At 36.2% G+C, this 12,732-nt stretch carries 17 protein-coding genes and 1 other RNA gene; 13 read left to right on the top strand and 5 right to left on the bottom strand.

The window, feature by feature from the left end; all coding sequences use genetic code 11:
• The first annotated feature begins 223 nt into the window (after window positions 1–223).
• From ACXJIE_RS04740 to rplT, 10 genes are all read left to right on the top strand, one after another.
• Complete coding sequence (locus ACXJIE_RS04740) at window positions 224–439, top strand: hypothetical protein (protein ID WP_456479827.1); 216 nt, start codon at window positions 224–226, stop codon at window positions 437–439.
• A 39-nt stretch (window positions 440–478) separates the two neighbouring features.
• Window positions 479–1,552 (top strand): tyrosine-type recombinase/integrase, encoded by a 1,074-nt coding sequence (locus ACXJIE_RS04735; RefSeq protein WP_456479826.1) that lies wholly within the window; start codon window positions 479–481, stop codon window positions 1,550–1,552.
• Between the two features lie 477 nt (window positions 1,553–2,029).
• The gene (locus ACXJIE_RS04730; protein WP_456479825.1) at window positions 2,030–2,302 is read left to right on the top strand and encodes a 4Fe-4S dicluster domain-containing protein; all 273 of its coding nucleotides are present in this window, start codon (window positions 2,030–2,032) and stop codon (window positions 2,300–2,302) included.
• A 67-nt stretch (window positions 2,303–2,369) separates the two neighbouring features.
• Complete coding sequence (gene ndk, locus ACXJIE_RS04725) at window positions 2,370–2,783, top strand: nucleoside-diphosphate kinase (RefSeq protein ID WP_456479824.1); 414 nt, start codon at window positions 2,370–2,372, stop codon at window positions 2,781–2,783.
• Window positions 2,784–3,113 carry a DUF177 domain-containing protein gene (locus ACXJIE_RS04720; RefSeq protein WP_456479823.1) on the top strand — a complete coding sequence of 110 codons (330 nt, stop codon included), beginning with the start codon at window positions 2,784–2,786 and terminating at the stop codon, window positions 3,111–3,113.
• A gap of 9 nt (window positions 3,114–3,122) precedes the next feature.
• The gene (rpmF, locus tag ACXJIE_RS04715) at window positions 3,123–3,272 is read left to right on the top strand and encodes a 50S ribosomal protein L32 (protein WP_456479822.1); all 150 of its coding nucleotides are present in this window, start codon (window positions 3,123–3,125) and stop codon (window positions 3,270–3,272) included.
• Complete coding sequence (gene plsX / locus ACXJIE_RS04710) at window positions 3,272–4,255, top strand: phosphate acyltransferase PlsX (RefSeq protein ID WP_456479821.1); 984 nt, start codon at window positions 3,272–3,274, stop codon at window positions 4,253–4,255. The genes rpmF and plsX overlap by 1 nt, the downstream gene beginning before the upstream one ends.
• Window positions 4,255–5,220: a beta-ketoacyl-ACP synthase III gene (locus ACXJIE_RS04705; protein ID WP_456479820.1), complete on the top strand. Its 966-nt coding sequence runs from the start codon at window positions 4,255–4,257 to the stop codon at window positions 5,218–5,220. Before plsX ends, ACXJIE_RS04705 begins: the two co-directional genes overlap by 1 nt.
• Before the next feature lie 202 nt (window positions 5,221–5,422).
• A complete protein-coding gene (gene rpmI / locus ACXJIE_RS04700) occupies window positions 5,423–5,617 on the top strand; it encodes a 50S ribosomal protein L35 (RefSeq protein ID WP_456479819.1) in 195 nt (64 codons plus the stop codon).
• An 89-nt stretch (window positions 5,618–5,706) separates the two neighbouring features.
• On the top strand, window positions 5,707–6,057 hold the full coding sequence (rplT, locus tag ACXJIE_RS04695) for a 50S ribosomal protein L20 (RefSeq protein WP_456479818.1): 351 nt from the start codon (window positions 5,707–5,709) through the stop codon (window positions 6,055–6,057).
• Window positions 6,058–6,137: 80 nt separating this feature from the next.
• Here rplT and ACXJIE_RS04690 read toward each other — a convergent pair whose 3' ends face one another.
• On the bottom strand, window positions 6,138–8,180 hold the full coding sequence (locus tag ACXJIE_RS04690) for a hypothetical protein (protein ID WP_456479817.1): 2,043 nt from the start codon (window positions 8,178–8,180) through the stop codon (window positions 6,138–6,140).
• A 97-nt stretch (window positions 8,181–8,277) separates the two neighbouring features.
• On the opposite strand from ACXJIE_RS04690, the gene ACXJIE_RS04685 reads away from it, so the two are divergent.
• Window positions 8,278–8,769: a hypothetical protein gene (locus ACXJIE_RS04685; RefSeq protein WP_456479816.1), complete on the top strand. Its 492-nt coding sequence runs from the start codon at window positions 8,278–8,280 to the stop codon at window positions 8,767–8,769.
• A gap of 50 nt (window positions 8,770–8,819) precedes the next feature.
• Here ACXJIE_RS04685 and ffs read toward each other — a convergent pair.
• The 4 genes from ffs to ACXJIE_RS04665 all read right to left on the bottom strand — a co-directional run bounded on the left by ffs (window position 8,820) and on the right by ACXJIE_RS04665 (window position 12,156).
• Window positions 8,820–8,917: signal recognition particle sRNA small type (gene ffs, locus ACXJIE_RS04680), an RNA gene on the bottom strand.
• Between the two features lie 63 nt (window positions 8,918–8,980).
• Window positions 8,981–9,871, bottom strand: a complete 891-nt coding sequence (locus ACXJIE_RS04675) for a hypothetical protein (protein WP_456479815.1) — start codon at window positions 9,869–9,871, stop codon at window positions 8,981–8,983.
• A gap of 57 nt (window positions 9,872–9,928) precedes the next feature.
• Window positions 9,929–10,813: a hypothetical protein gene (locus ACXJIE_RS04670; RefSeq protein WP_456479814.1), complete on the bottom strand. Its 885-nt coding sequence runs from the start codon at window positions 10,811–10,813 to the stop codon at window positions 9,929–9,931.
• 44 nt (window positions 10,814–10,857) lie between these two features.
• Window positions 10,858–12,156: an OmpA family protein gene (locus ACXJIE_RS04665; protein ID WP_456479813.1), complete on the bottom strand. Its 1,299-nt coding sequence runs from the start codon at window positions 12,154–12,156 to the stop codon at window positions 10,858–10,860.
• Window positions 12,157–12,321: 165 nt separating this feature from the next.
• Here ACXJIE_RS04665 and ACXJIE_RS04660 point away from each other — a divergent pair, with 165 nt between their 5' ends.
• Window positions 12,322–12,522, top strand: a complete 201-nt coding sequence (locus ACXJIE_RS04660) for an EamA family transporter (protein ID WP_456479812.1) — start codon at window positions 12,322–12,324, stop codon at window positions 12,520–12,522.
• A 24-nt stretch (window positions 12,523–12,546) separates the two neighbouring features.
• Window positions 12,547–12,732, top strand: a 186-nt coding sequence (locus ACXJIE_RS04655) for a hypothetical protein (protein ID WP_456479811.1), incomplete at its 3' end; no start/stop codon positions are given.

Here is a 12,732-nt window from a genome sequence, read left to right as displayed (position 1 = left end):
GTAATAGAATTAAAAACTGGTCTGAAATTTATCCTCAGCTTGTGATATATTTCCAGGATATTTTAGTAAAATACATTTAAGGTTTAAGTATGAGGTTTACGGTTTACACAGTTAATCTGATGGGCTCAAAATTTAGAAATTTTTAGAAATTTTTAGAAATTTTTTCAATTTCGAGTTTTTTTTAAATTCTTTATTATAATTAAGTAACAAAAAGGATAAGCCTATGAAGCCTTTTTGTTACTCTACATCTAAAATGGCAAATTATCTCGGTGTAAGCAAAGACTTTCTTCTTAAAAACAAGAATAAACTCTTTAAAAAAGGAATCCACTATTATGAACCTTACGGAATAAAGAAAACCTTATGGAACGTTTCCCAAATGGAAAAATGGATAACGGGAAAAGAAGAAAATCCTTTTAAAGAAATTTTAAATGAGCTATAATTGTATTACGATTGACGCTTACCTCACAGGAGGTAAGAGATGATAGAAAATCCAAAAGTCAGTTTGTTTAATAGACGTGGCAGACTATACGTTCAGTATTACATAAACGGCAGGTGTGTTCAAAAGTCACTTAAAAGGGATTACACCAAAGAAAACGTTAAACTCGCTAAAAAATACGTTATTCCCGAAATTGAGAGAAAAATACTTCTCGGTGAAATTCAGGACAGTAAATTTAAGGCTAAAGAGTTTAAATACTATGCCGAGCTGTATCTAAAACAAAAAGAGTCTCTTAAAACCTGGAAAGAGTTTAACAATATGGTTTCAAACCAGTTAATACCCGTTTTTGGAAGTTATCAAATAAATAAAATCTCAAAAGGCTTTATCAAGCAGTGGATTGATGAGAGATTAAAAGAAGTAAGTCCCGTCAGGATGCAAAAACTTCTTGGAATCCTTAAAGCCATATTTGAAATAGCGATTGACTATGAACACATAAAAGAAAACCCGTGTGATAGAATCAAACTTCCAAAACATAATCCGATTAGACAGATGTATCCTTTCAGTAAAGAAGAAGTAACCCTTATACTTAACAATGCGGACGGATGGTTTCAAAACTATTTGGCAATCGCTTTTATGACAGGTATGCGTCCTGGTGAGATTATTGCTTTAACGATTGAGGACATCGATTTGAAAAATAAAATCATTAATGTCAATAAAAGAATCAAAAAAGGCGAAATAGACACACCTAAAACAAAGCACTCAATAAGAAAAGTTCCTATAATGGATGAGCTTATTCCTTATTTAAAAAACCAAATCGAAACTCAAAAACAAAAAGGTCTTGATTTGCTCTTTACCACAATCAATAACAGGATGTATTACGACAGTGACAAATTCCATCCGTTCTGGTACAGACTGCTTGATAAATGCGGTATTGAGAGAAGGGTAATGTATAACACCAGACATACGTTTGCCTTAAACGCAATAAGAGCGGGTATCAATATACTTGACGTGTCACAGATACTCGGACACAAAGACTCATACGAGACTCTTTCAACCTACGCAAAATACATAAAAAACGAACATCTTAAAATCAAAAGAAACATAAAACTATACTGACAATCTAACTGACAATACAACAAAAAACACCATAAATCCGATGTTTGAGAAATTTCCCGTCGGCTCCGCCATTTAATACTCGCATAAGTGTCTGTCACTTTTAATAACATCCCTCTGTCTTTTCGTCAGTTTTACGGTTTATGCTCCGTACAAATTTAAAAATGTCTTAATTCTCATAAATAAATTTTTAACACATACGATCCGTAAAAAAAGCGTATACAAACTTTTTTCATATTTGACAAAACGCCTTATATTACAATTATTTTCACCAAAAAACTGGGGAAATAAAAAATGAAAACATCCGCTTTGTTTTGGATACATACATTATATTCTGACACTGTAACCTTCATCCGGATACAAAAGGTAACAACTGTTATAAATGATTTTTATATCTTACATAATTAGTCTTTATTTAAGCAATGTTTAAGAAATAAATGATATATTTCTAATTACAAATACTAATCAAAAGGAGCTAAAATGGCAGTAAAAATCACTGATACTTGTATTAACTGCGGTGCATGTCTTGACGAGTGCCCGGTTGAAGCGATAGTGGATGACAGCGAAAACCCTACAGGTGAAGAAATTTATTACGTATATCCTGATAAATGCGTAGAATGCGTAGGATACTATGACGAACCTGCATGTGCGGCCGCATGCCCTACTGAAGGATGCATAGTTTGGGACGAATGTAAAGAAGGGCAAACCTGCTCTGAAAACAGAGGCGAACCGGGAGAACCGGTAATCGAATAATTTTACCCCCTTCTTTTTTCTTCAAAATTTGTTATAATTCCTCTCTAAAAACTCAAGGAGAGAAAATATGGAAAAAACTCTTTCAATTATTAAACCCGACGCAGTGGCTAAAAACGTTATTGGCAAAATCATAGACAGATTCGAAGAAAACGGTCTTAGAATAGCTGCTATGAAAAAAATCAAACTTACAAAAGAAGATGCCGGTAAATTTTACGAAGTACACAAAGAAAGACCTTTTTACAACGACCTTTGCGAATATATGAGCAGCGGACCGGTGGTTGTAATGGTTTTAGAAGGCGAAAACGCCGTTGCTAAAAACAGGGAACTTATGGGGGCTACGAATCCTAAAGAAGCCGCACCGGGAACGATAAGGGCCGACTTTGCGGAAAGTATAGAAGCGAATGCCGTTCACGGCAGCGATTCTTTGGAAAATGCAAAAAAAGAAATAGCGTTTTTCTTTGCCGAAAGGGAGATTATATAATTGGAAATAAATAAAGATTTCCAAGGTCTAAGACTAAAGGCCGAAAGCATAAAATTAAAAGACGGTACTTTTATTATTGAAGGCGAATTAAAGGGAAGTGTCGAAGTTGAGTGTATTAAATGTCTCAATACTTTTAATAAAGATGTAAACGAAAAAATTAAATTTAAAATAGTCAAACCTCCTTACAGAGGCTTTGACGAAGAATATGATATAATCGAAATGGAAAATTTTGATCCGGTGGAATTGTTAAAAAGCGAAATCGAATCTATTAAAAACGATTACAACATATGCGAAAGCTGTAAAAAAGAAGAATTTAATAAAGAATTTTAAGGAGAAATAATGGCTGTTCCAAAGAGAAGAAACTCTAAAACGAGAGGCGCAAAAAGAAGAACTCACTATAAAATCAAACTAAGTTCTGTAATCAAATGCTCCAAATGCGGCGCTTACAAAAGACCCCACAGAGTATGTCCAAGCTGCGGTGAGTATTAATGAAAATCGCGATTGATGCAATGGGTGGGGACTTCGGTCCCGTTCCGATTATAGAAGGTGTTATAAAAGCACTTGAAAAAAAAGATTTTACTCCGTATTTAGTGGGAGATGAAAACGTAATAAAAAATATTTTGCCTAAGAAATATCATCCTCGTGTTAGGTTTATAAATAGTGAGGATGTAATAAAAATGGATGATAGCGCGACTGAAGCTCTAAAGCGTAAAGAATCCACTATTTATAAGTCTATCGAACTTTTAAAATCAGAAGAGGTGCAAGGCGTGGTGTCGGCCGGCCACAGCGGGGCCACTATGAGTTTGGCAACCCTTAGGCTCGGCAGAATAAAGGGGATTAAAAGACCGGCCATAGTCACATTTATGCCCACTATCAAAAAAAAATATTCTCTCGTACTGGACGTAGGTGCAAATGTGGACTGCGACGCTTACAATTTATATCAATTCGCGCTAATGGGTGAAGTGTACGCCAAAGTTGTTTTAAATACAAAAAACCCTAAAATAGGACTTTTAAGTAACGGGGAAGAAAAAACAAAAGGAAATGCCGTCACAAAAGAGGCTTACCAGTTTCTCGAAAAATTAGAAGGTTTTGTCGGAAACGTCGAAGGCGGGGACATATTCAAAGGAGAAACGGACGTAATAGTTACGGACGGATTTATAGGAAACATCGTCCTTAAAACAAGCGAAGGCGTAGCCGATACAATCGGCAAACTCATCAAAGAGGAGATCAGAAATTCGGGAATTCTCCAAAAAATAGGAGCCCTTCTTTTAAAACCTGTGTTTAAAGGGCTTAAAAAGGCGACGGATTATGCGGAATACGGAGGGGCTCCTCTTTTGGGGGTTAACGGATGTGTCATAATCAGCCACGGTAAAAGCAATTCAAAAGCGATAAAAAACGCAATTTTTCAAGCGATGAAATATATAGAAAACGATGTAACAAATAAAATTCAAGAGTCATTAAAGGTTCATTGATGTTTGCAAAATTCCGAAGTATAGGTGCGTATCTGCCAGAAAAAATTTTAACGAATAAAGATTTGGAAAAAATAGTAGATACTAATGACGAATGGATTACAAAACGGACGGGCATAAAAACAAGGCATATAGCCGAAAACGAAGTAACGAGTGATCTCGCATACAAAGCCGCCCTCGAAGCGTTAAAAAACGCTTCCATGTCCCCCCAGGAAATAGATATGATTATAGTTGCGACAATAACGCCCGATTATTTCACAATGCCTTCGACAGCCTGCGTCGTAGCAGAAAAGTTAGGAATCGTAAGACCGGCAGTAGATATAAGCGCCGCATGTACCGGTTTTATATATGCATTGGCCCACGCAAAAGCCTTCATTGGAAGCGGTATGTACAAAAATGTTCTTATAATAGGTGCGGAAACACTAAGCAAAATAGTCAACTGGAAAGACAGAACGACATGCGTACTTTTCGGTGACGGCGCCGGAGCGGCTATAATCAGCGCCACCGATAAAAAAGAAGAGGCGATAATAGATATAGACATAAATGCAGACGGAAAATATCAGGACTTTCTGATAACTCCCGGACGCGGAGTCAAATACGGATGTGAAACGGAAAAAATCTGGCTTGAAATGAAAGGAAACGAAACGTTTAAAGTGGCTGTAAAAACCCTTTCTCAGTCGGTGAGGGATATTTTGGAAAGAAACAATATGACAAGTGCCGATATAGACTGGTTTATACCGCATCAGGCAAATTACAGAATAATAGACGCTGTGGCAAGAGCAATTAAAATGCCCCCTGAAAAATCCGTCCTGACGGTGCAAAAATACGGAAACACATCTTCAGCCTCCATACCTATGGCAATTAACGATATGTATAAATCCGGAAAGCTTAAAAAAGGCGACATTATGCTTCTTGACGCATTCGGAGGCGGATTTACATGGGGAAGCGCCTTAGTGCCTTTTAATTAAAGCTTTCAAATTTGCTATATTTAACCATTTTACACTGACCTGCCCCGTCACTTTTCAAGCGGTCTTATTCGCTTAGCTCATTTTCAATTGTCCGTTTTTCATCGGTATAATTTCATAATTTTAATTATTTTCCGTTTTACATTTTCCATTTTCAATTGATATTATGTTATAATTTCGTTCTCAAATTGTAAAAGGAGAAGCTATGCCTAAAATGAAAACGAACAGAGGGGCGGCTAAAAGATTTAAAGTAAAAAAAAGTGGTAAAATTAAAAGAGGTGCGGCTTACAGAAGCCATATCTTAACTAAAAAATCACAAAAAAGAAAAAGAAACCTAAGAGCCCCTAAATATGTGGACAGCACTAACATCAAAGCCGTAAAAGAGTTATTGGCTATTTAATCACGTGTAGAAAAGGCAAAGAAGGCGCAAAGCCTCACGGCAAAAGCCGTTAAGTTGCAAAAGATGCACGCCAAAAAGAAGGAGAAAATATGAGAGTTAAAACAGGAACCGTAAGAAGAAAAAGACATAAAAAAATACTGAAAATGGCAAAAGGCTTCTACTCAGGTAGAAGAAAACATTTCAGAAAAGCCAAAGAGCAGGTGGAAAGAAGCCTTGTTTACGCTTTTAGAGACAGGAAACAGAAAAAAAGAGATTTCAGAAAACTCTGGATTATAAGAATAAACGCGGCTTGCAGATTAAACGACATAAGCTATTCAAGGTTTATCAACGGGCTTAAAAAAGCGAATATAGAACTTGACAGAAAAATATTGGCCGACCTTGCCATGAACGAACCGGAAGTTTTTTCCGCCATCGTTGAAAAAGCAAAAGCCGCTTTATAACAAAACCTTTTTTGGTTTTGTTTTTTTGTTTACATAAGGTGTCTGTCACTATAATTAAAAAACCCGCAAAAGCGGGCTTTTTAATATTCGTATACTACGGACCTGTTCCATTTAATACTGCACGACGCTCCCGCATCAACGGTAATGTTTAAATCCATTAAACCGTTACAGTCCGTTTTTGTGGTCGTTCCGGACGAATTTACCGTATATCCGCCGTCCTTACATTCTATATCATATCCTCCCGTCTGGGTATTTTCGAGTTTAAAGGAAGAATCGGCATTTAACGAAAGGCCTATCTGGATCAGACAGTTTACTTTAGAGGTCGCATTAGTGGCATCACAAGTTTTTGTCTCTCCCGTAACACCGGTACCCCATAATATCCTCTTCATAGCAACACCTATTCTTTTGTCCTGAAACGAGTTTGCATATAAAGCAACCGTTTTGCCTACGAGATATCTGTCGTATCTGAGTATTAATAAAGTTGTTCCGTTGTCTCCTATTTCGTAAGTACCGTCCTGATGATCAAAATCGGCAACTGCGACTCCGCCCGTACACGAATTGTTTCTTTTTTCATTTCCTATTACATAAGTAAGCGCGTTTACGACTGTTCCGTTATAATCATTTGTGAAATAAAGCGTTTTGTTGTCACTGCTTTTACTGTCAACTATCCATCCTCCGAGATAAGAACCGTCCGTTCTGTTCGCATTCGCGAAAACGGCCACACTGTCCTGATCTTCAACCGACGTAAAAAGTGTTCCGTTCGTATCCGTAAATTCGGTTTTGGAAATAGTGATATTAAAGTCTATTTTTCCTCCGTTGCCCCACACTTTGTTCCCGACAATGGCCCCCACCACGATTTTACTTCCGGCCCTTGCAGGGTTAGAATATTTGTCAACGGCGTGTATCGAATACGTGTCTTCAAAAAGACCGTATGTGGTATCGTAAGAACTGCTTACATAATTGATCGATATCGAAGCTATAGGTCCAGACTCTATTACAATCGGAACCGTCTGGGAAACAGTGACGTTTTTATCACCGTTAAATATTTTAGCTTTTACATTCAATGTCTCTATTCCCGAATAAATTCCGGTATAAACATTTATATATTTACTTGAAGACGAATTATATTCGTAAACGGTTTCGTTTTTATCAGCGTTGAAAAACATCAAACCGTTAACAACACTCACATTAACGTCATACACGTTAGTGTTGTCTATATAACTGTTTTGATTGTCCTCTTCAACTATATTTATTATCAAAGAGCCTTCGGAATCAACGACGAATTTATCAGGCTGCGTAACGTTAATAACGTAATTTACCGCCGTCGTGTTTGTCTCACTTCCCGAAGACTGGATGACAAGCTGCAATTTAGCATTTACGTTGTTATCACCGCTTACGGTAACGTTAAATTCGCTGTTAAGCCCCGTCAGTGAATTAGGCGCGGTATATGTAACGTTTGCTTCCCCGTTGGAATCGGTCGTAAGAGTGTAGGTGCTAAACGTTCCGTAAATTTTATTGTTTTCATCAATAGGCATATTTATGTTCAAAGTGGCTGATATAGGTTTGTTATTCTGATCCAGTGTAAGTATACGTATACTTTGAGATAGCCCCTCCACCACTTTTATGTTCGAAGGATCGAGTATGATTTTGGAAAGAACCGGAGCAGTGCCTGAAGTTTCGTTTAACAAAGCTTCATAATCGCTTTGAAAATCTTTTCCTATATTGAAACTGAATGTCTGTGAAACGGATTTTAATTCGCCGTCTATATAATTTGCGGTTTCCGTACCGTTGAAATAAAGATTGGAAATATCGGTGCAGCTGCTGCTATAATTGATGTCAAGGGAATAGTTGCCGTTACTCATAGGGGTAATACTGTATGAAGATATCGCACACGAACTGTCGTTAAGATCCAGATTTGAAAAAGAGACGTCCGTTACCTTGTTATTGGTTTCCTTTAAAGAAATCTCCGCCTGTATATTCAATACTCCGTTATTTAAAGTTAGCTGTTTGCTTATTATGCTATACATAGGTGATAATGTAACGGTCGAACTGCCGCTTGTTCCGCACCCTGAAACAATAAAAAATATAAATATTGAAAATATGCTTATAAGCGTTTTTCTCATATTCATTCCTTTTTTTTGGAGTAATATCGGCATATTATAACTTATTATTAAATCGAATGCAAAATTTGTGTTATAATACTTCAAAAAAAGGAAAAAAATGAAAAAGTTTGCTTTTATAATGGGGTTTATTTCTTGCATATATGCCGCAAACATACACAGCAATTCCTATTATCTTAATATAAGCGGCGGAAGTGTAAACATCTACAGTTCGGAAACTACAGCAAGCGCAGCTGTCGGATATTATTATTACGATCCCAACAGATATCTTATAAACAACAGATTTTCCTTGGAATTCAACTATATAGACAGCAAAGCTGATTTTTATATCACCAACTTTAAAATAGACTGGATTAAAAACAATGAAAAATTTTCCCCGTTTATAGGATTAAACACCGGTTATCTTTATTTTAACCAAAACAACAGCGATTATTCCACAGGTGTATGGGGAGCTCAAGGAGGTATAATCGTAAACATAAGCAAAAAATTTGAAATTCAATTCAGTGCGACCTGGCAAAAAGCCTTCAGTAAAAAAAATATATGGGATAAAAGCATAAGAACTTTCAAAGGGGGAATTAATATAAACTTTTAATTCCTTCATTTTTTAACCGGATAAAGTGACAGACACCCTGTTTCCGCAAAAAGACCCCAGACACCTGCGGCACAGAATGACGGAAAGTGCTCTGCTCCCTTCCGGGCCTGAAGCTTTGCCTTCCGCCACCCTTGCACAGGGCTGAGGCTGTGAAATTATATCATAATTTCAAAATTATTCAAACGGCAGACACTTATTTCAAATTTTTCTTTCAACCTTTCAATTCACCGTTTTCCGACTCCATTATATAACGGTAAACCGAAAGTATACCCACAGCCGGAGCAAACAGATTGGCAACCGGAATAAAATTAAAAAGCACGCTTATAACACAGAAAAACCAAACCGCTTTTTTATTTTCCGGTATTTTTCCAAAAAGCATATAAACACTCTGAAAAAGCGATTCTTTAATTAAAAACGTCCACAGCCCTATAATAAGCGCCACATTGACCACAGGAAAAAAAAACAAAGGATACAAAACGATATAGCCCGCTATAAACAGTGTCATATCCCTAAACAGGGTTAAAAAAAGTTTAAAAAAAGAAAAATTTTTTTCAATTTCAGTATCGGGATACTCTTCATTTTTCAACTCCTCCATAATTTTAGAAGAAAAAATAAAAAAACCGACATACATAAAAGCGATATAAAAACTGTACAGCAAAAAAACCACAAAAACAAAAGCGACTGTCTCCTCTATGGTTTCAAAAGGAAAGATTTTAATTATTTTTTCTAAAAACACAGTAATTTGATCATAATACACAAAAAACAATACACCCCAAAACAGTGCCATAAAGACTGAAACTAAAGCCGAAACCGTTTTTTTCGAAACACTCTGGGGAAAAAGGGAAAAAACGATCCCCAAACCGATCAGTACAAGCTGAAGCCAGATCATAATAATTATAAAACCTACACTTGCGTGCTGAATGAATTTAAACGGCAGAATATTAATCAGGCCTATACTAACAGACATCAGGGGCTTCCATAAAAAAATTCCCAGTATAATCCAAACCAAAGCCCAAAACAAGCCGTTTACAACAGATATTTTTTTAATTTTTCTGTTTTTTAAATCGGAAAAAGCCAGGGAAAGAGCATATAAAAAATCCATTTTCAACCTTTTTTGTCAATTATAATATAAACAAAAAACAAAAACGGTTAAAATTTTCTATTCCCCTCCTTTGGCAAAACGTTCTTTTTCAAATACATAATGATAAAGAAAAAGTATTCCCACGGCCGGAGAAAAAAAATTCAAAACAGGTATAAAATTAAACACTGTCCCCAACACGGCACTCCACCATATCGTTTTTCTTTTTATATCTCTTCCGAACTGCTGAATTAAAAATTCGCTCATAATCTCCTTGGTTAAAAAAGACCAAACAAACACCGCCGCTATTATATTTAAAAAAGGCAGAAAAAGCACCGGATAAATCATTATTAAAAAAATAACGAAAATAACCAGATCTATAACCATAATTATAAACAGTTTAAAAAAAGAAATTTTATTTTCTATATTCACACACGGATACTGTTTTGCCCTTATTATTTTCAGTTTACCGTGTATAATATATTCAAAGCCTATATATAAACTCGAAATATAAAAAGAATAAAGCACAAACAGCGAAAGTATAAAAGCCAAATTTTCATTTTCCCCGTTTAAAGAAAACGTATCGATTACGTTTTTAAATTCAAATGAAAAATAATCATAATGAACCGCAAAAAAACACAACCACAACAATACTGCCGTTACGACCGCCGCCAGAAAAGGAAATCTGCTTTTATATATTTTTTTAACAAAATAAAAAACAGCCCCCAGGCTCACGACAACAGACTGAAACAGTAAAAAAACAAAAAAAAAGTTCTTGCTGTCATAATTTAAAAAACCGAACTTCACCGTTTCCACGACATTTAAAAAAAACATATAAAGATATTTAAAAGAAAAAACACCTATTATCAACCAAATTACACTCCATAAAAGACCGTTTAACAAAATATGAATTTTAATATGGTTTATATCTCTTAACGCATTTCTAAAAGAATCGGTAAAATGCATACACCCCCCTTTCCGTTGTTTTCCCTGCAAAACTCGGGAAAAAGCTAATAATAAATCCTGGCCACAACCCTTCTGTTTCTGGCTTTTCCCTCAGCAGTGGCGTTAGAAGCCACGGGTTTACCTTCCCCGTACCCTTTATATGAAAGTCTGTTTTTATCAATTCCGAGCTTTATCAAAGCCTCATATACTGCTTTTGCCCTCTTCTCGGAAAGTCTGCGGTTATATACGGCTGAACCTTTATTGTCCGTATAACCTTCTATCCGGGCTTTATAATATGGATTGTTTTTTAAAAATGCGGCGAATTCGATTATCGTAGCCATAAATTCCCGTTTTATTTCGGCGCTGTTATTGTCAAATTCTATACCGAAATTAAAACTCACGGGACAGCCTTTGGAATTCACACCGATACCTACAGGCGTCTGCGGACATCTGTCCATATAATCGGGCACCCCGTCTTTGTCACTGTCTACGGGACATCCTCTTTTATCTGCCTGAACACCCGTAGGAGTCACTGGGCATCTGTCCATATAATCGGCTATTCCGTCTTTTTCACTGTCAACAGCACACCCGTTTGTATCTGTTTTTACATTTCTCGGTGTGTCGGGACATTTGTCAAATCCGTTATAAACACCGTCTTTGTCACTGTCTACGGGACATCCTCTTTTATCTATTTCAACTCCAAAAGGCGTCTGCGGACATTTGTCACGGTAATCCGCCACCCCGTCCCTGTCCCCGTCCGCCGGACATCCGTTTGCATCGACTTTCACACTTTCGGGAGTATTCTGACATCTGTCAGATTTATCATTTACTCCGTCGCCGTCAGTGTCTGAAAACGTAAAGGAGGCTCTCTTTTGAAAAGAAGTTTTTTTTCCGAAAGAGTAACTTATCCCGAAAATAAAACCGTAATGGTTATCGTTGTTTCCGAAATCCCTTAATCCCCTGCATTCCAAAAAAGCATTCAGATTTTTATTTATATTATAATCCGCTCCGATTCCAAAATCGGCTACTGTCTCATCACTGTATAAATTTCCGCCGATCCACTGGTATCCAAGCCCCGCAAAAACATAAGGGGTTATTTTATTACCGTTTTCAAAACAACGCTCTATATTTACCAAAGCCCTTTTAAGGTTCTGCCCGTTTAATATATTTTCACTTTTTTCAAATTCAAACCTGAGTATATGATTTTTTTTTAAATATTTACCCGCCCTTAAATTTAAAAAATTATAATTTTCAATTCCCGAATTCTGTACATCGTTTCTGCCGGCCCCCACACCTAAAACATATTGATCCGAAGCTAATAAAGAGACAACCGCAACAGAAAGTGTTATAAAAAATTTTTTCATAAAATCTCCTTTTTTTACTAAACGGCCATAAGGCCGTTCCCCCCCCCAGGTGAAATTATAAAAAACCAGAATGACATATAAATGACTTAAAAGAAATTTACTCCTAAAACAAGTTTTGTTAGAATATGCAATTGATTTATCAATACTGTATTAAACAGGGGAATTATGAAAATATATATCTTGTTAATTCTGTGTGTATTGTTCTGGTCGGGTAATTTTGTTATTGGAAGATATATTCATAACGACATATCCCCTATCGAACTCGCATTTTACAGGTGGGGAGGGGTGTTTGCAGTAATACTGCCCGTTTTTATAGGACATTTTAAAAAAATGGGACTGTTAGAAATTCCGTGTCAGTCAAGGTAAAATATTAAAAATGAAAGGACCGACATGGAAAAGTTTGATTTTGAAAAAGCTGTTAAGGAGTTACTGTCAGGTAAGAAGATAGGTGATCTGTCAACACTTTTTAGGACACTTTTTTTAAATTTTCTGTGTTATTTTCAGAATGTAATATTTTTTGTTCAAATTCAACCGGTGACATATAACCTAAATAAGAATGCAATCTTTTACGGTTAT

The sequence above is a fragment of the Nautilia sp. genome (genome assembly GCF_053994455.1).
Note: the sequence above shows the minus strand (reverse complement) of the source record. Positions and strands in the feature narration are given on the sequence as shown.